The organism is Yersinia sp. 2541 StPb PI, from assembly GCF_052217145.1.
GTDB lineage: Bacteria > Pseudomonadota > Gammaproteobacteria > Enterobacterales > Enterobacteriaceae > Yersinia > Yersinia enterocolitica_E.
Map to the genome: position 1 here is coordinate 2,237,694 of NZ_JAZGQB010000001.1, position 18,383 is coordinate 2,256,076.

The following is an 18,383-nucleotide window of genomic DNA, read 5'->3' on the forward strand; positions in this document are numbered from 1 at the left end:
CCGATTCAACGGAGAATAACGGATATATTACTGATGGTTTACGGCCTGAATTGCGGATTAATCAGCAAGAATATTGCCGCTAATTGTTCACGATTCTGCAAGTTTATTTCGCTGCTGGCAGAATAACCCTGGTTGTGAATAATCATTTCACCTAAGCCAACCAGCCAATCATAAATATAAAATGCAGTATTATTGGTTGGGGTCAATGCCAATTTGGTCAATCGCTGTGATGCCCCCAACGGCGATACTGATTTAGGTGGTTGGGCAAAAATCTTATTTCCCCGATTAATACGGCTATCAGGGCGCTGGTTTTCCTCTATTTGTAAGAAACCAAGCCAGGCAACAAAATCGCCCAATACCGTCAACGCACGCGATACCTGACGATCTGCTTTGGTTTCACGGTGCAGACCAACTTGCTCACTGTCTGCCAGTATCGTGATTAACTGCCCGGCGATATCCAGTCGGATACTGGCGGTAATCAGTTCTGCAACCAGCAATTCAATGGTGGGTTTGGCAATACCGAGCAGTTCAATCAATGGGCCGTTATCGGGCAGTTGTCGCAGGTGATTTATCCAATAACGCTGCACACTTGCGGCATAGGCTGTTTCATAATCATGGCTTATCGCAGGTGTTACCGTGGTTTGAAATGCCGCGGATTCGGGCTGATCACTGAATAAGTCGATATCGATACCGATACTAAAAGGTTCGCTATGGGTCGCTGGGGTGATCAATTCAGCCGCACGGTTTTGCTGTTGTAGATATAAACCGCGTAACTCATCACGAGAGGGCAGCAGTCGCTCTAATAACTCGCCGTGTAAGCCGGTTCGCGTTTGTAAGGCTTTGAGTAAGGTTTCAGCAATACGTTGTTTCTGTTGCAATTCGCTGTTTGCTGGCTGATACCAGCCTGCAAGCAGATTATCGGTCAATTCTCGTTGTAACTCATGAAGTTGTTCGGTTATCCGTTCTGTTTTGATATCACGACGGATCTCTTGGGTCAGATAAGTGACCATTCGTTCAACACCACGAGTGTCCAATGCCAGCATGGAGCCCCAGCTATCACCAGGATTACCCACATGACGTTGTACCGCTTCGTCATAATTTTTCGCACCAGCCAACTGTGGGTCCGCGGTAACCCGTTGATCAAAAGGTGTTAATGCCCAGATTAACCCAGGATTGCGACGGGAACGCACCTGCACATTTTCCCCCTGTGTTTGCTTAACCCAATAATCCAGTGCCTTACTGACAGTTTTGACTTCTGAGCGTTTACCCGCCGCATTACAGACTAATAGCAGGTTTATCTGCTGTTTATCCGTGTAGCGGTCAAGCAAATAGGCATTTTTAGCTTGAGATAGCAAAACGGCCTGCGGATAAGGAGGATGTTCAAGGTATTCTGGTGTATCGAATGGCTCAGTAAAATCAGGGAAATCTAGCAAGTCAATGGATTCAAATACATTTTTACGGGTAGATGTGGTCAGCGGGATATGTAACTCGGCAGCTAAAAAAGTTAGCTCAGCAAGTGACAACGTCACTAAATCAGTCGCATTGTCATCAACTAAAGGTATAACTTGAATGTGGCTATCCGCGGGTGTGTTCAGAGAATAGAGTGTCGCAACATTCATAACGCCATTGGCGGGCAGTAGGGTATCGTCCACTAATACGCTTAGTGGTGACAGTACTTGAGTCGCGCCGCCCAGATGTTGCAAAGTATAGGCAAAATGGCGGTAAGCATCGGTCAATGGCTGTAATTCTGTCCACAGTAATGAGAACAAAAGGGCACGATCATCAATGCTCAGATAAGGAGCCAGTTCAATGGCCACCGGCCAGAAATGAGTTTCCAGTTTTCTCTGGCGCGGGGCGTCATGACGAACCAGATAATCCCACAGCCCAATGACATCATCACTGCTGATACCTGCGTTGGCGATCGGTTGTCTGCGCATAACGAGCTGTTGCAGATGGTCAGTAATATGCTGTTCATCCAGCGAATGCTCTCGTCCATCCTGATGACGGGGGCCTTGAGGGTTATCCAGTAGAAAAGCACCCACAACTATTTTAGCAATATCCACTTCACTGAGAAGAGAAAGCCGTACCGGATGGCTTTCGGAATGACTAACGGCTTGCTGGCTAAAACGTGTTGCCAGCCCGCTGGCCTGATAGCCCGGTTTTATTTGTTGCCAAAAGTCGAGAGTTTTCCCGCCAAGGGTGGTTTCCAAGCGGCCATTTTCATCCGCCGCCAGCGCTGAAATAAGGTGCTGTTTCCCGGCAGATGACTGACCAAAAAAGCCAATGCTCATGCCGGTTAAGGATGTTTCCGTTAGTTGACGTGCTTTATTGCGATGGCGACGCAGTTTGATGGTGAGAAGATCGGCTTCAATATCCAATCGAATGGCGTGTTGGCGCACATTGTTAATCCAATTAATTGTTTGATCAATACCTTGTGTGACTTGCTCAAGCTGGTTATTGAGCTGTTGGGTGATTAATGATTTCATTTTCTAAATACACTCCCACTATCAATCCAATAATGGGTTGATCCTGAACCGTTGCTGGCTAATGTGTTGAGCTTGAGGCGCAGGTGGTGGGATGGCACACGGCTCCCATCTTGCAATACGGCATCCGCTATCTCAAAGCGCTCCTGACCATCGTCATTCTGCTTGTCGCCCTTTGCTAATCTCAGTCTGACATGCAATACGCTGTCACCCGCAACTTTGCGCGCCAGTTCCTGATCAACAATGGATAAGGTATAAAGCGGCGAGGCAGGCCAACGGTCATTATCGAGCTGGCGAAAGCCAAGACACAACGACCCTCTAACCTGAAAATGAGCGTCGGATGGCAAGGCAAAATTGCTGCTATCCAGATCGATATCGCGATAGTAGACATTCTCTTCTGTCAGTGCGTCGCTGCTGTCTAACATCCCGAGGTAGCGTATGGTTGAATAAGGTTGGAAATCACCGGCTTTAAAGTAAAAACCGGCCAGCCGTAAGTCCAGTGCCAGTAAACATAGCATTGCCCCCACTGCGGCAGTCGATTTTGGGTTATCAATGCGACCATGCTTGTTAAACGGATACCAATCGCTGGTGTGATATCCATCCAGCGAGAGAATACGATTGTTGGGCAGAGGTTGCAGATGGCGAAATAGTGCCTGAATGCCGGGGAAGCGTGAAGGGCGGCCAGTCAATAACAGCACATCACAAGAATAGAGTGATACCACTTCAGACAGTGAACGCAGGTTTTGCGTAATACTCATTCGGTTAGATAAAAACTCACCGTGCAACTTGCTTAGCTTTAATACTAACGGAACCTGCAAAATATCAAACCCGCCAGCATCTGTTGCTAGTTCACGCTGAACTTCGCTGTTAATGTAATCAAGGACTTTCTGCGTCGGTAATTGGGGCAATAGCTCGCCAAAATTAGCGTCTATTTCTGCACTGGCATCCAGGGGATCAAAGTTCTCGTAGGCTTCCAGAATAGCCCGGCCTGCGGGCATAAATATCTGCAATGTGGCTTGCTGACGCAGGGCTGATTGCCCATCCATGCGGCCATCATTGCCGAATAATTTATCCAGCAAGGCATCAGTATTGGTGACGCCAGCTTTCTTAAGGCGAGCTTGGAGGGCAGGTAGAAGATAGAGCTGAATAACATCCAGCAAAATATCATCACCGGCCACTTTAAACCCTTCACGGAATAACAGGCGCGGGCTGATTTTGACATTATTGCCAATACCATCATCCAGCCAATATTGCGTAATTGCCAGGTCGGTGGTGCCACCGCCAATATCGATAGAGGCGATACGTAAGGTTTTCCCGGCAACATCCCCAGCTTCCGGCTGTTTATCGGGTCGTGCCATACTGGCAAAAAAGGCTGCGGTACGGCCACCGAAATTAACTTGAGTTTCGTTATACAGATAAACCATCTGACCGCAGGTCGCTTCATCCCATTCCATCTGTACATCTGGTACTGGAACCTGGCTTTTGGCGCGGCCTTGGGTGGATGCAAAGTTATCATCTGCCGGATGCCAACCCATAGATTTCCAAACTAAGGCAATGGCTTCATTCATCCGGCGGCGGAATATCTCGCGCTCCGGTTTTGGCATGGCGGACGGCAGCGTTAAGATAATGGCGCGTAATTGCCGTGGCGCATTGGCATGAGTCATTTTCAAACGTTGTGCCGCGCTGTTGATTTGCATCAGCGCTTGCGCCAATAGTTCCGACAACATAAATGTCATCAATGAACTACGGCTATAATGTGGTGAAAATACCGGGAGCCGTTCATCTACTGGCATCGTATAGAGCGGTTGGCCGTCATCATTGACCAGATTGGTCAGCGGCAACGCCGTCGCCAGCGGTTCATGTATTAGCGTGGTTTGGGTCTCGTTGAAGCGCCAGCCCGCAGTATAGGTCTCTTCATCCCACAGATAGCGGCGGGGGCTGGAAATGCCGGTAGACCCTTCGGTGCCTAAACGGTGTTGTGCCATACGGCTGGCTTCACGACCAACACGGGTAATCGCAGGCCAGATAAAGGCATCGTCACGGCCACTTTCCACCGAAAAATTCTGTTTGCCGAACTTCGCTTGCGCAAATTCAATCCGGCTTTCAAACAGTTCGTTATACAGATAGTGTGGCTCGCTTAAATCACGAATTTGTAATTCGTAAGTCTGTTTCAGGCCATTACTTTCATCGGCATGGTCTTCCACCAAAATGCCGCAGGTATGCGAGTTGCCGACATCGAGGATCAAATCAACATTAACGGTAGGTTCTTGTAAGGTGCTGGTGTGGATTTTTATTTCTGGCACACCAATTTGGCTGCCAAGTAACTCCAGCAAATTAAGATAGTGCGCCTGATATTCGAATTCGCGCAGCGACACACTGATATGCCTTTCGGTGCGTTCTTCCTGCTCTGATGCCTGTTGAACAAAAACTTCCCGCAACCAACCGTCAACCCAGGTTAAATCAAGGAATTCTGCCAATTCTTCATTGTGGTAGGCCAGGGCGAAACTTAATCCGGTTTTGACATCATTTTCATTAGGTGCCAAATACTCATTAGCATCACCTTCAGGATAGACTTTGGTATCAAATGCCATGGTGACACGTAAAGTATTGCCATCTTGATCTGGCGAATCTAGCACTAAAATCTGTACTCTGGCCCAGTTATCAGGCCCATTAACGAAGGTGCGCGGCGGATTAAAACGCAAGAAGGGCAGCGGCAACCAAATCTTGTTCAGCAGTTTTAGCGATTGTTCCAATGGAATACTAAATTCAGGTTTAACAATCTCTGGGGCTGAGCCGGGTACCATTAGCGAATATTTACCGTTATGTGGATGGTAATTCAGGCGTAATAGTGGGCCATTAGCGCTTTTGCGGACGAATTTATTTGGCAGCTCAGTATCTAATTGGGGCTTTAAAGCGAAGTCCAGAAACTGAATGCCGCTGTCCTGAATAAGCGTAATTTTCTGTTTTAAATCCGTGATCGTTGCCAGCATAATATTATTTAGTCTCACGCTTCATCGTCATTGGAAGGGTCGTATTGGCATCGTAACGGCCTTTGCAATCTGCAATCCCGCTCACGCCTTGTTTGCAGACGATCTCAGGCATTTGATATTTTGAACCATCACTGCACTGCGCCCTATAGCGGCTATTGATTACCAAATTGCCTGACTTCATTACACCAGCAGTGATATTTGCGCGGCAAGTCACGTTATCCCCGTGGGTGATTTTCACCGTACCTTTACCGTTTTTAATTTGATACTTCAGGCTGGGTGCTTTACCGGTTTGGGCGGTTTTAATATCCGGGCTGACACGCCAGTTTCCATTAAGGAATGTAGTCGATCCCACTTTGACGGCATCTGAAGGGAGTATCAGCGCACTTTTGCTCTCAACGGTGGTCGGCAATGCGACGGCGGTTGGTTCCGCGATAGCTGATGCAGGCACGACGGTGGCATTATTCAACGGCAGTTGTGATGCAATTGTGGGCTGGATAATTTGAGTAACAGGTGCAGTGGTTACCGGTGCAAGGTCTTTAACTGACAGGGTTCTATCTTCAGTGGCTGATTTATCTTCGAGGACAGTGGGCTTAACATCCGGGGCGGCAGCGGCATTTTCCGGCATTCCACCACTGAATTGCACTATCAAGGCGATGATTAGCGCCAACACCGGTAACATCCAGCTAAATCGTAGCCAACGTGTTGGTTTTTTTACTGCTTTTGATAGCGGGGTGACCTCTGCGACAGGCTCCGGCAGGGGGGGCAGCAACGTAGTTTCGGCCTGAGGTGCTAACTCAATGACAGCAGCGGCAGGCGGCGTGGGCATTGGGGCCGTAATGGTAGCGATAATAGGTTCAATCGACTCGTAAACTTCGGTGGTCTGGCGCAGACAATCGAGTGGGTCAGTGCGTGTTTTTTTATCCGGGCTGACAAATCCCCAAAAGGTCAGTACTGGCTTGCCTGCCACTAAATAAACGTGATTTTGATCGGGGAATTGCATTGTTTTGGCCAACAGTACGCCAAATAGCTGCTGTGCGGCGTTATCTGATTTTTGCGCCCGCTGACACAAGTCATTGGCACTTGCCAGACAGGCTGACAACTGCTTAACCGCTGCCTTGCGCTCAACACTGCTGGCTGCCAGCCATGAGGTCACTTTACCTTCAATGGGGGCATACCAATCTATGCGGTCGCCGCGTTCATTAAGTTGAGGTATGGCCAGACAGTCAGCAATATGTTGCTGTTTTTTAAGGCGTAATGCCTCTCTTATCTGCCGTGCAGAGGCATAAACCGGTTGCCCGTTTTCGCCTAACGCCAGAATGTCGTCCAAACTACCACTGCGTAAAAATGATTTTGCCACGCAAAAGAGACCTTTATAGTGTTGCCCAAGGCAGAAAATAATGTGTTATCTGCGACAACCTATACTTTAGTGTTGGTGAAGGGGAATCAAACGACGGAATAAGTGGCAAAATGTCCTCTTGTTTTCAATGAATGGAGGTTTTTGGTGTAACGCGTGTTTGGATATTTGACCTGTAACGGCAAAATGTTCATTACAGGGCACATTACGTCGATGGACAGTAAAACCGTGTTTTTTACTATGTTTCTGCGTCGGTTAATTGAGTAAGCTAAGCACCGCCTTTACGCGTATTGAAAGGAGATATCTTGAATCAATCACAAAATACCATTCACCTATCAGCCAGCGAAGCGATTGATAGGCTTGAGACGCTATACGAGTCAGCACTTGCGGCATTACGTGATGCTATTAGCGCTTTTATTCGCGATGGCGCTCTGCCGGATGTTGGTGAAAGGGCTAAGGGCTTGTTTTCATATCCACAGCTCAGTGTCAGTTGGGACGGAAGATTCCGCGACCACCAGCGTACCCGTGCTTATGGGCGTTTCTCCCGGACCGGGCAATACAGTACCACGGTTACTCGGCCGACATTGTTTCGGGACTATCTGACAGAGCAACTCACCTTGCTTGAAAGTGAGTACGGCGCGGTGTTTGAAGTGACACCGTCACAACAAGAAATGCCATATCCTTTTGTGATCGACGGTTCTGACCTCATTCTCGACCGGTCAATGACGGCGGGCCTTGCTCAGCACTTCCCAACCACGGATTTGGCAAAAATCGGTGATGGCATTACTGATGGTATTGATACTGCCACCGCTGATTTTCCCTTATCGCATTTCGATGCCTTGCGGACTGATTTTTCACTGGCGCGGCTAAAACATTACACCGGCACCCCCGCAGAACATATTCAGCCTTATATCCTTTTCACTAACTACAGCCGCTATGTTGATGAGTTTGTCAGTTGGGCTTGTGAGCAGATTCTCGACCCCGCCAGCCCTTATAAAGCCTTATCCTGTGCCGGTGGCAGCTACATAACGGCTGAAAATGCTGATCCTGAAAAGACCACCTCTGATCTGGCATGGAAAAAACATCAGATGCCGGCCTATCACTTAATTGCAGAAGGGGGGCATGGCATTACTTTGGTGAATATTGGCGTCGGCCCATCCAATGCCAAAACTATTTGTGATCATCTGGCGGTACTGCGGCCTCATGCATGGTTGATGATTGGGCACTGTGGTGGATTGCGTGAAAGTCAGGCCATCGGCGATTATGTGCTGGCTCATGCCTATCTGCGTGATGATCATGTGTTGGATGCGGTGTTGCCGCCAGATATCCCGATCCCAAGTATTGCTGAGGTACAGCGGGCATTGTACGACGCCACCAAAGCGGTGAGTGGCATGCCAGGCGTTGAAGTCAAACAGCGGTTGCGCACTGGGACGGTAGTCACTTCTGATGACCGTAACTGGGAGTTGCGTTTTTCTGCGTCAGCACTGCGTTTTAGCTTAAGCCGCGCAGTTGCCGTCGATATGGAAAGTGCCACCATTGCAGCTCAAGGTTATCGCTTCCGAGTGCCTTATGGCACATTGCTCTGTGTTTCAGATAAACCGTTACATGGCGAAATCAAGTTGCCGGGGCAAGCTAACCATTTCTATGAAGGTGCTATTTCTGAGCATTTGCAGATTGGTATTCGGGCAATAGATTTATTGCGCGCGGAGGGTGATCAACTGCATTCACGCAAACTGCGCACCTTTAACGAGCCGCCGTTCCGCTAATCTAATCGCGCCATAAACCGGCAAAGTATCAATCGATGTTTTGCCGGTTATGCTCGATGACCATCTTAATAAAATTGTCCCGCACCAAATCAGGAATAGTATTATTCCAAGCGATACCCACTTGCCAACTGAGGGTGTCACCGCTGAGCGCAATAATATTCATCGTCGGGGGCGCGATATGCACCACACTCTGCGGCAGTAATGCCACGCCGAGACCGGCAATCACCAGTGCGAGTATGGTCTGGATATCCTCAACTTCTTGCATCGCTGGCACGTAGAGTTGATTTGACTGTAAGAACAGGTCAATTTGTGCATTTAGCCCGCGCCCACGCTCGGTATATAAACGCAGTAACGGCAGATGTTTTAACCATTCGTCGAGTGTTAGTGCCTTATCTTGCGGGGTTACCAGCACCAGGCGATCGTCAAATAAGGGATGATAATGTAACGGCGCCTTGGGCGGCACTCGAACAAATCCTATTTGCAGTTCACCGTGAGTTAATAATGCATATTGCTGTGCCGAGGGGATATCCTCCAACGTAATGGCAATGCCAGGGAACTGCTCTCTGAATTTGGCGATACAGTGCGGAGCAGTATAGAAAGTCGACAATCCAAAACCTATCGATATAAACCCTTCAATGCCCTTGGCCACTCTGGCGGCATGTTGTAGAAAAAAATTAGACTGATTAATCACTTTCTCCGCCTCTGCCAGCAACTGTTGGCCGCCAGGGGTCAGTAGCGCACCATGACGCCCGCGTGAGAACAGATGAAGATTTAGCATCGATTCCAATAAGTTAATCTGCTTAGACAGGGCCGGTTGCGTGATACAAAGCGCCTGTGCAGCTTCATTGTAATTGCTTTTCTGTGCCAGCATAACAAAGGCTTTTAGCAACTTAATATTCACTGTTTCATTCCAATTGGTAATCGATAAAGGAAAATCATTCATTATAAAGTTATCAATACGGCTGCTGTAATGCCAATGATAAAAATCAGCGGTAGATGCCCTAGGAGGATAATGTGACTGAATTACCATTGATAACAGCAGCAACAGTGCAGTTCCAGCATCAGGCCAATAACAAACAATATAATCTGTTGGTTATTGAGAAGTTTATCGAGCAGGCAGCCCTGCAAAACATCAAAATATTAGCCTTTCCAGAGATGTGTATCACTGGATACTGGCATGTCCCTAAGTTGACTGCGGTGCAAGTCAATGCACTGGCGGAATCGATAGGAAACAGTCCATCAATCGCCTTGGTTCGTGCGTTAGCAGTTAAATATCAAATGCTTATTGGTGTGGGTCTGATTGAGCGGGCAGATGACGGGCGACTCTATAACGCCTATGTTGCTTGCATGCCTGATGGCACCTGGCACACTCATCGCAAATTGCATGCTTTTGAGCATCCAACCATTAGCAGCGGCGATTCTTACACCGTGTTTGACACCCCTTGGGGGGTCAAAGTGGGCATACTTATCTGCTGGGATAACAATTTGGTGGAGAATGTTCGCGCTACCACCTTACTGGGCGCGGATATATTATTGGCACCACACCAAACCGGTGGAACTCACTCCCGTAGCCCTTATGGCATGAAGCCCATTCCACTCGAACTGTGGCAACAGCGTGTTGAACGAAAAGAAGAAATAACCGCGGCAATTCGTGGCATCAATGGCCGGGAATGGCTGATGCGCTGGTTACCAGCCCGGGCACATGATAATGGTTTATTTATTCTGTTCAGTAATGGTATTGGGGCCGATGATGATGAAGTGCGCACCGGTAATGCGATGATACTGGACCCGTATGGTCGCATCATCAATGAAACCTGGGAGGCCGCCGACATGATGGTGTGCGCTGAGCTGGATCTCTCCTTGATCCCACTCAGTACTGGACGGCGCTGGATCTATGGTCGTCGCCCTGAGTTATATACCATTTTGACTGAGCGGCAAGGTTATGAACGGGATGCTATTTCAGCACGTTTTTCCGAGGATGCTCCAGTCCTGAAAAACAGATAGCTGACAGCCAATTTTACAGTCAATACTGGTAAGGCAGGGACTGAAAACACCTGCCTGTATTACCGGCGAATGCCGGTGCCAATGCTGATACTCGATACTCCGCCCGAACCCCCACTCACGCCGACATGACCGGTATTTGCACAGGCAATCAGCAATAGTGTAATCATCATCATGATTAACTTTTTCATTCGGTTTCCTTAGGTTCGCTAGCACGCTACGCGCGCAGAGACAGGAAGGGTAGCTTGCCTGTCTCGGATACTGCCCGATAAGTTATATCAAATAGTATATAGCTAAAGCGGGTTGTCTATGGTTTTCATCTGACAACTGAATAGGTCGCAGAGGGAGTCATATACAGCGTAAATGTATGGCAGTGATAGCTGATTCAACCTGATTGGTAACAGTATCTGTTTAATAATCAGATCAACACTTTTGCAACACTCAATCAAGAGACTCGCCTATGCACTTTACTCAAGCCATTGCCAGACTGCCGGCGGCTACCTGTGGTAGCGGCCAGACCACGTCCCAATTGGGCGCCCCAGATATTGCTGTGACGGGTCACCAATTTTTGGCCTACGTTGATACCTTGCTCCGTCTTGGCCTGAAAGTGACTATTTTACCGGCAGCACCGGCATTCCCTGATGCGCACTTTGTTGAGGATACTGCCGTCGTCATGCCGGAACTGGCGGTGATAACCCACCCTGGGGCACCCAGCCGCCAAGGCGAAGTGGCGACTATCGAGCCGCTATTTACCGACCGCCCGGTCTTTCGAATGAGCGAGCAAGGCCATCTTGATGGGGGTGATGTGCTGTTGGTGGATAAACAATTTTTTATCGGCCTGACTTCACGCACTGATGAAGTCGGGATCAGCGAGTTTACCGCCGCGGTCGCGCGCTATGGCTATCGGGTAACGCCAATAGCAGTGAGTGCGGGGTTACACCTGAAGTCGATTGTTAACTATGTTGGGCGTAACACCTTGTTGCTGACCGAGGATTATCAGTACCATCCTGCGTTTTCTCGGTTTAATACCATTGTTATTCCTGAAGATGAGTCTTACGCCGGTAATACTTTGTGGATCAATGATACGTTGATTACACCGCAAGGGTATCCTTACACGTTGGCGCAAATTGAAAAGCTGGGAATGCCAATTATTCTACTTGATACCAGTGAATTTAAAAAAATGGATGGCGGCTTGACCTGCCTCTCGCTTCGTTTCTAATCTTTGCGGTTTCTATTACTTGCCAACATTGGGATCTTAACCATGAAAAAGACATTAGCTGCAATATTGACCGGCCTGATACTTTCCGCGCCCGTGGCGGCTCAGACCATTGACACTATTAGCTTTGGTGTAGACGGGGGTTATCCACCTTTTGATGTTCTTTCTCCCAGTGGCGAGATCACCGGCTTTGATATCGATATCGCGAATGCCTTGTGTGAAAACCTGCATGCGAAGTGTGTATTCGTTAAACAACCGTTTGAAAGCATGATCGCGGCACTTAATGCCCGTAAGTTCGATGCAATTATTGCGTCGCTGACCATTACTGAAGAGCGCAAAAAAGAAGTGGATTTCACGGATCGATACTATCGCAGTGCCGCACAATTGGTGGCGCGCAAAGGCAGTCCGCTGTTACCGGACACCGCCAGCTTGAAAGGCAAAACCGTGGGTGTGCAAACCGGCTCAATCCATGAGACCTATGCGAAAAAACACTGGGGTGGACAAGGGGTGAAAATCGTCTCTTATGCTAATCAGGACAATGTCTATCTGGATCTGCTGTCTGGGCGCATCAACGCCTCGCTACAAGATAACATTCAGGCTGCCAGTAGCTTTATTGATACCCCGCGTGGGCAGAAATTTGCTTTTGCCGGGCCAGTTATCCAAGACGAAACTATCTCATCTGATGTGGGTATCGCCGTCGGTAAAGATAATCCAGCGTTACGCGATGCATTGAATGGAGCAATTAAGGCGATCCGTGCTGACGGTACTTATGACGCCATTCAGAAAAAATATTTCAGTTTCGATATTTACGGCAACTGAGTGCTCCACCATTTTTTGTGATGTAAACCCGCCGGGCCGATGACTAACGCGCCCGGCACCGGTTTTTCAGCGACAGGGGGCCAATAATGGTAGCCGAATATTTGCCTTTACTGGCACAGGGGGCGGGGTTGTCACTGTGTGTGATGCTGCTGTCACTCGCGGTGGCACTGGTACTTGGGTTGATCAATGCGGTTATCAAACTGTTTGGTCCGCGCTGGTTGCGCTGGATATCAACCGGATACACCACGTTGGTGCGAGGGATTCCTGAACTGGTGATTATGTTGCTGCTATTTTTCGGTGGCGAAATGCTGGTGAATGGGTTCCTCAGTTTATTGGGCGTGGGGCCGGTTCGCTTCAACACTTTTATCTCTGGCGTGTTGGCCATTGGTATTGTATTCGGCGCTTACTACACTGAAACCTTCCGGGGCGCATTTCAAACCGTTGATCGTGGTCAGTTGGAGGCCGCAATAGCTTACGGTATGAGTCCTGCTCAGGTATTCCGGCGCATTATGTTGCCACAGATGCTCAGTTTTGCCATTCCGGGGATCAATAACAACTGGCTTGGTTTAATGAAAGCGTCGGCGTTGATATCCATTCTGGGGTTGGAAGATATGGTGTGGCTGGCTGAACAGGCAGGGCGGGCGACACAAAAACCGTTCTTGTTTTACTTCCTGGTGGCGATGATTTACATGGTCATCACCGCGCTTTCTAGTTGGGGATTCAGTCTGCTTTCACGGCGCTATGCGCTGTCAACCTCTAGTGCAGCGAGGCAAGGATGAATCTGCAAACCATGCTGGAGGCTGCACCGACATTTTTGTATAGCGACGGGTCGGATGTTACCGGGTTGGCCATGACCGCTAAGCTGTTTTTACTGTCCGTGGTGCCGGGTTTATTGTTGGCACTACTGATGGCAGTTGGGCAAGCTTTTGGCCCACGGCCGCTCTCTTGGTTCATCCGCAGCGTAACTTATTTTTTCCGTAGCACGCCGCTCTATCTGCAATTAATGCTGATCTACTACGGTTTGTCACAGTTTGACATCGTGCAGTTGGGTTGGCAGGACGACCAACCGTTCTGGCTGCTGTTCCGTGATGCCACTTTCTGTGCCACGCTCGCGCTGGTGCTGAATACCAGTGCTTATGTGGCAGAATTATTGGCGGGAATGATGGTGACGTTTCCACGTCAGGAGTGGGTGGCTGGCGAAGCTTTTGGCATGAGCCAGTGGCAGATTATTCGCCGGTTGGTACTGCCCGCAACATTGCGGCGCGGTATCCCAGCGCTGAATAACGAGATGGTATTCCTGCTACACGCCACCTCGCTTGCCAGTACCGTAACGCTATTGGATATTACCGGCGTGGCGCGCTCGTTCTATGCGGCAACCTATTCCCCGTTCATCCCGTTCCTGATGGCGGCGGCGCTCTATCTGTTATGCACTTTTATGCTGATTTACCTATTTTCACGTGCAGAACGGCGCTGGCTGGCTTTTGCCCGTCACGATTAAGTATTCCGTGCGGGCACTGCGGATTTAAGTGCGTTTGATGGTTTGTAATTCCGTCAGGGTGACAATTTTATCGACCCGGAATTTTTTACTGGTCAGCCAACTATCAGCCAGTAACCGGTAGTGTTCCATGTTACGACAGCCAATGCGCACCAGGAAGTCGAAGCTGCCACCGACCAACCAACAGTCCAGCACCTCCGGCGTTTTGCATACTTCCTGTTCGAATGCCGCCTGCGAGTGCCCATGGTCGGCCAGTGCAATTTGTGCTTGTATAACAAAAGCATGCGCAGGTTCCGGCAACTCAATAATCGCGCTGTAACCGCGGATAATACCGGCACGCTCCAGTAGCCGTACGCGCTCCAGACAAGGGCGAGCGGTAAGGTTTACCTGTTCAGAGAGCTTTTGATAAGAGATGCGACCATCCTGGCTCAGTATTTCAAGGATTTTTTTGTCAATTCGGTCAAGCCGGGCTTTCTTTTCCACAGATAGGACGTCCAATGAAAATCAATAATCATAAGTTACCTGAACATGCCCTGGGTGGGCAGCGTCAATTAACCAGCTTTCATTTCGGCCAGCAAGGTTTTGGTGAGAAAATCTATCTACAAGCTGGCCTGCATGCTGATGAACTGCCCGGCATGCTGGTATTACATTATCTTAAAAGATTACTGAGTCAGGCGGAACGGCGCGGTGAAATTCAGAGCGAAATAATTATTGTGCCGCTTGCCAACCCGGTAGGTATTGCGCAAGTGCTCCTTAATAGTGGTATCGGCCGTTTTGATCTGGGCAGTGGCCGCAATTTCAACCGTGACTTCCCTGATCTGGCGCAAGGGGTACAAACGCGGCTGGCATCGCGGCCGCTCACTGATAGTGTTGGTATACAGCAACAAGTGCGAGTTGCCATGGTTGAGGCATTGCAGGATTTGCCTGCCAGCAGTGAAGTTGCAGCGCTGCGCCAACACTTATTAAGACTGGCTTGTGATGCGGACCTGGTGCTGGATCTGCATTGTGATGATCACGCTATTTTGCACATGTACGCTGATCCTGCCTGGCGTGAACCCGCCGAAACCTTGGCACGGTTCTTAGATATTGGCACCGTATTACTGTCGCAAGATAGCGGTGGTGGATCCTTTGATGAGGCTTGCGGCTTGCCATGGCACCGGTTAGCGGCGCACTATCCGGCGTTAAAGCTTGAACCGGGCTGCATGGCGGTGACGCTAGAATTACGGGGTCAACAGGATGTTAGCCACGCGTTGGCCAGTGCTGATGCCGAGCGTCTTTATCACTATTTGCAGTACCGTGGCGCAGTCAAAGGGCAATCTTTGGTTATTCCGCAGCGGGAAGTCACCCTGTTGCCGTTTACGGCGGGTGAGATAGTGACAGCACCTGCCAGTGGCATTCTGCTGTTATTACGCCAGCCGGGTGAATGGGTTGGGAAAGATGAAGTGGTAGCTGAAATTATTGATCCGCTCACCGATACGGTAAAAGCGGTTCGCGCTCAGGCTGGCGGCATTATCTACGCCAGTCGGCGGGCACCTTTTGTCACGTTGGGGGCAGAAGTGATGAAAATTGCAGGCAAAACCCCCTACGCAGGTGGCGGGGGGTTAGCGTTGTGATGTTATAGCGCAGCACGATTAATGTTACACACTCAGTTCACGTAACAGGGGGAAAGCCTGTTGGGTCTGTTGTTCGCTGACGACGAACGCGCGTAATTGCTGTGAGTTATCAGTGCCACGCGCCACTATCCCCTGCGCTGTCAGGCATATTTCCCAGTGGAGATCCTCGCGGTTGGTTTCGCCAGCGAAATAGAGCGGTAGATCAGGTGTTTTGACTTTAACTAACATCGGCGGCAGGGTGAGACACGCGGCTCCCCCTAGAATATTTTTTGCCAGTGTCATGGCTCCCACTAATATGGGCTGCAAAAATGGCAGTACTTTCCCCTCGACCTCGGCACAATCACCCACGGCAAAGATATCTGGATCAACCGTTTGCAACTGATTATTGACCTTAATACCACGCCCAATATCGAGACCTGCGGCAGCGGCGAGGGCAGTTTCCGGCATTAAACCAATCGCGGCAATAACAGCATCAACGGTATACGTTTGACCCGCGCGAAGTTCTACTCGCAAGCCGTTGGTGACTTTTGTCACACTGAGCAATTCATTATTAAACACCAAAGTAACACCACTTTGGCTGAGGCGCTGTTGTAAGCGGCTACTGATCTCCACTGGTATCACAGAGGCTAGCAAACTGTGTGCCTTATCCACCAGAATCACCTGCTTACCAGAACGCTGTAGGTCCATTGCCAACTCCGTCCCGATTAACCCGCCGCCCAGCACTAAAACACGCGATGCTTTTTGCAACCTATCTTGATGTTGCCGGTATTCATTTTGGCTATTAAATGTAACGATCATCTCGCTACCGGGCACGGTCGGAACCAGTGCAGACGCCCCGGTAGCCAGCACTAATTTATGGTAATTAAATCCCCGATCACCACAAAAAACGCGTTTAGTGTGCCGCTCAATGGCGGTGACCAACATCGCTGTATGCAAAGTAAGATTATTTTCTTCTGCAAACTTCTCGGCCGACAACCGGGTGAGATCGTCAGCGCTCTGCTGAAGACTAAATACATGACTTAAATCAGGTTTATTATAATCCACGCCACTGTCAGCGGCGATCATCTGGATTGGCACTTGTGGGTTAAGTTTACGGATGTTTTTAACCACTTGGCGGGCGGCAAAACCTGAACCCACAATAATAATGTTATCTGTCATAACATGCTCCATTACAGTGGATCGAACACAGATTTGCCCAAGCCACACTCTGGGCAGAGGAAGAAATCGGGGACATTTTCCCAACAGGTTCCTGGCTTAACCTCTTGAAGAGGCTCACCCAGTGCTGGGTCATATATCCACTGGCAAACACTGCATTGCATTGAAATACCCAGATTCTGTTTCTCGGCGCGGACCTTTTCTTGAGTGAGGGCGATAACGTCGTCAACCTCAGATAAATGGAGGGTCTCCAATGGATGAAGTGCCCATTCACGGGCAATTTTACGCCCATGTTCACGGCACTCTGCTAAAGCATCAGTATCAGGCCGCCATTTCATTTTTAAGGAGAGGGAGATATCAAACCCGGCATCCATCAGGCGAGTTTGAATGCGGTCAACCGCACCGCCAGTCCAGCCAAAGCTGCCAAATGCCGCAGCTTTTTTGTTACGGAAACGTAATCCGGCCAGTTCTTCGAGCATCCCGGCGATTTTTGGCATCATGACGTTGTTCATGGTGGAAGAACCCACTAAAACGCCTTTAGAACGGAAGACCTGGGTGAGGATTTCATTTTTGTCATGGCGGGCAATGTTGTAGATCTTCACTGCCACACCGGGGTCGGTATCGTGAATACCCTGAGCAATAGCATCGGCCATCATGCGGGTATTATTTGACATGGTGTCATAGAAAATGGTTATCCGGTCTTCCTGATAATCTGCCGCCCAAGCCAGATATTGCGTGACAATTTGGGTTGGATTATCGCGCCATACCACGCCATGGGAGGTGGCAATCATTGATACTGGCAGATTGAAACCAAGAATTTCATTGATTTTTGGTGTTACCAAGCGGCTGAAAGGGGTCAAAATGTTGGCATAATAGCGAGCGCACTGTTCATAAAGTTCGGTCTGATCGACCTCGTCATTAAACAGATGCTCATCACAGTAGTGCTGACCGAAAGCATCATTACTGAACAACACGGCATCACCCGTGATGTAAGTCATCATGCTGTCAGGCCAGTGCAGCATCGGTGTTTCAACAAAGATCAATTGCTTACCGTTGCCGATATCTAAGGTATCGCCTGTTTTAACTGTAATGAAATTCCATTCAGGATGATGATGATGTCCGTTGATTGAGTCGATAGCATTGGCGGTGCAATAAATCGGAGTGTTGGGGATACGCGCCATTAACTCGGTTAATGCGCCGGCATGGTCTTCTTCTGCATGATTGATAACAATATAGTCGAGCGCATTTAAGTCGATCTCCCGTGCTAAATTGGCAACAAAATCTCGATCAAATTTCTGATCAACTGTATCGATCAGAATGTTCTTTTCTTCGCAGATTAAATAGCTGTTGTAACTGGTCCCTTTCAGGGTTTTGTACTCAGTACCATGGAAATCACGCACTTCCCAATCACGTTGCCCAACCCATTTGATATTATTCTTAACTTGAATCGCCATGAACCGTTCCTCAACTAAAATAAATGATTTACCTCAC

General features: G+C 49.0%; 15 protein-coding genes. 7 read left to right on the plus strand and 8 right to left on the minus strand.

From position 1 onward, the window contains the following. Positions 1–38 precede the first annotated feature (38 nt). Genes V1953_RS09960 through V1953_RS09970 form a run of 3 tightly spaced genes read right to left on the minus strand, consistent with a single transcriptional unit; the run spans position 39 to position 6,830 of the window. Positions 39–2,486, minus strand: coding sequence for a putative virulence factor (locus tag V1953_RS09960; protein WP_442820885.1), 2,448 nt, complete (start codon positions 2,484–2,486; stop codon positions 39–41). Beyond that, positions 2,483–5,473 (minus strand): virulence factor SrfB, encoded by a 2,991-nt coding sequence (locus V1953_RS09965; protein ID WP_442851310.1) that lies wholly within the window; start codon positions 5,471–5,473, stop codon positions 2,483–2,485. The genes V1953_RS09960 and V1953_RS09965 overlap by 4 nt, the downstream gene beginning before the upstream one ends. A 4-nt stretch (positions 5,474–5,477) precedes the next feature. After that, the gene (locus tag V1953_RS09970; protein ID WP_442850861.1) at positions 5,478–6,830 is read right to left on the minus strand and encodes an SrfA family protein; all 1,353 of its coding nucleotides are present in this window, start codon (positions 6,828–6,830) and stop codon (positions 5,478–5,480) included. Positions 6,831–7,132: 302 nt separating this feature from the next. Here V1953_RS09970 and V1953_RS09975 point away from each other — a divergent pair, with 302 nt between their 5' ends. Then, the gene (locus V1953_RS09975) at positions 7,133–8,593 is read left to right on the plus strand and encodes an AMP nucleosidase (protein ID WP_420073401.1); all 1,461 of its coding nucleotides are present in this window, start codon (positions 7,133–7,135) and stop codon (positions 8,591–8,593) included. A gap of 28 nt (positions 8,594–8,621) precedes the next feature. Here V1953_RS09975 and V1953_RS09980 read toward each other — a convergent pair whose 3' ends face one another. Beyond that, positions 8,622–9,494 (minus strand): LysR family transcriptional regulator, encoded by an 873-nt coding sequence (locus V1953_RS09980; protein WP_083163631.1) that lies wholly within the window; start codon positions 9,492–9,494, stop codon positions 8,622–8,624. A 113-nt stretch (positions 9,495–9,607) separates the two neighbouring features. Between V1953_RS09980 and V1953_RS09985 the strand changes: the two genes are divergently transcribed. Then, on the plus strand, positions 9,608–10,597 hold the full coding sequence (locus V1953_RS09985; RefSeq protein ID WP_083158822.1) for a nitrilase family protein: 990 nt from the start codon (positions 9,608–9,610) through the stop codon (positions 10,595–10,597). Between the two features lie 59 nt (positions 10,598–10,656). Here the strand turns inward: V1953_RS09985 and V1953_RS09990 are convergent, their stop codons facing one another. Continuing rightward, on the minus strand, positions 10,657–10,785 hold the full coding sequence (locus V1953_RS09990) for a hypothetical protein (protein WP_442850862.1): 129 nt from the start codon (positions 10,783–10,785) through the stop codon (positions 10,657–10,659). Between the two features lie 269 nt (positions 10,786–11,054). Here V1953_RS09990 and V1953_RS09995 point away from each other — a divergent pair, with 269 nt between their 5' ends. From V1953_RS09995 to V1953_RS10010, 4 genes are all read left to right on the plus strand, one after another. After that, the gene (locus tag V1953_RS09995; protein WP_442850863.1) at positions 11,055–11,813 is read left to right on the plus strand and encodes a dimethylarginine dimethylaminohydrolase family protein; all 759 of its coding nucleotides are present in this window, start codon (positions 11,055–11,057) and stop codon (positions 11,811–11,813) included. A 42-nt stretch (positions 11,814–11,855) separates the two neighbouring features. Beyond that, positions 11,856–12,629: an ABC transporter substrate-binding protein gene (locus tag V1953_RS10000; RefSeq protein ID WP_083158824.1), complete on the plus strand. Its 774-nt coding sequence runs from the start codon at positions 11,856–11,858 to the stop codon at positions 12,627–12,629. An 86-nt stretch (positions 12,630–12,715) separates the two neighbouring features. Beyond that, positions 12,716–13,408, plus strand: coding sequence for an ABC transporter permease (locus V1953_RS10005; RefSeq protein ID WP_005184240.1), 693 nt, complete (start codon positions 12,716–12,718; stop codon positions 13,406–13,408). Continuing rightward, complete coding sequence (locus tag V1953_RS10010) at positions 13,405–14,127, plus strand: ABC transporter permease (protein ID WP_083158825.1); 723 nt, start codon at positions 13,405–13,407, stop codon at positions 14,125–14,127. Before V1953_RS10005 ends, V1953_RS10010 begins: the two co-directional genes overlap by 4 nt. A 24-nt stretch (positions 14,128–14,151) precedes the next feature. Here the strand turns inward: V1953_RS10010 and V1953_RS10015 are convergent, their stop codons facing one another. Further along, positions 14,152–14,607, minus strand: coding sequence for an Lrp/AsnC family transcriptional regulator (locus V1953_RS10015; protein WP_005184236.1), 456 nt, complete (start codon positions 14,605–14,607; stop codon positions 14,152–14,154). 14 nt (positions 14,608–14,621) lie between these two features. On the opposite strand from V1953_RS10015, the gene V1953_RS10020 reads away from it, so the two are divergent. Next, positions 14,622–15,737: a succinylglutamate desuccinylase/aspartoacylase family protein gene (locus V1953_RS10020; protein WP_083158826.1), complete on the plus strand. Its 1,116-nt coding sequence runs from the start codon at positions 14,622–14,624 to the stop codon at positions 15,735–15,737. Positions 15,738–15,761: 24 nt separating this feature from the next. On the opposite strand, the gene norW is transcribed toward V1953_RS10020, so the two are convergent. Further along, positions 15,762–16,895 carry an NADH:flavorubredoxin reductase NorW gene (norW, locus tag V1953_RS10025; RefSeq protein ID WP_083158827.1) on the minus strand — a complete coding sequence of 378 codons (1,134 nt, stop codon included), beginning with the start codon at positions 16,893–16,895 and terminating at the stop codon, positions 15,762–15,764. An 11-nt stretch (positions 16,896–16,906) separates the two neighbouring features. After that, complete coding sequence (norV, locus tag V1953_RS10030; RefSeq protein ID WP_442850864.1) at positions 16,907–18,346, minus strand: anaerobic nitric oxide reductase flavorubredoxin; 1,440 nt, start codon at positions 18,344–18,346, stop codon at positions 16,907–16,909. Positions 18,347–18,383: the final 37 nt, after the last annotated feature.

Excerpts from the sequence above, each read along its gene's own strand:
- V1953_RS09960 (WP_442820885.1), bottom strand. The coding sequence starts at position 2,486 with ATGAAATCATTAATCACCCAACAGCTCAATAACCAGCTTGAGCAAGTC.
- V1953_RS09965 (WP_442851310.1), bottom strand. The coding sequence starts at position 5,473 with ATGCTGGCAACGATCACGGATTTAAAACAGAAAATTACGCTTATTCAG.
- V1953_RS09990 (WP_442850862.1), bottom strand. The coding sequence starts at position 10,785 with ATGAAAAAGTTAATCATGATGATGATTACACTATTGCTGATTGCCTGT.
- V1953_RS09995 (WP_442850863.1), top strand. The coding sequence starts at position 11,055 with ATGCACTTTACTCAAGCCATTGCCAGACTGCCGGCGGCTACCTGTGGT.
- V1953_RS10000 (WP_083158824.1), top strand. The coding sequence starts at position 11,856 with ATGAAAAAGACATTAGCTGCAATATTGACCGGCCTGATACTTTCCGCG.
- V1953_RS10005 (WP_005184240.1), top strand. The coding sequence starts at position 12,716 with ATGGTAGCCGAATATTTGCCTTTACTGGCACAGGGGGCGGGGTTGTCA.
- V1953_RS10010 (WP_083158825.1), top strand. The coding sequence starts at position 13,405 with ATGAATCTGCAAACCATGCTGGAGGCTGCACCGACATTTTTGTATAGC.
- V1953_RS10020 (WP_083158826.1), top strand. The coding sequence starts at position 14,622 with ATGAAAATCAATAATCATAAGTTACCTGAACATGCCCTGGGTGGGCAG.
- norW (WP_083158827.1), bottom strand. The coding sequence starts at position 16,895 with ATGACAGATAACATTATTATTGTGGGTTCAGGTTTTGCCGCCCGCCAA.
- norV (WP_442850864.1), bottom strand. The coding sequence starts at position 18,346 with ATGGCGATTCAAGTTAAGAATAATATCAAATGGGTTGGGCAACGTGAT.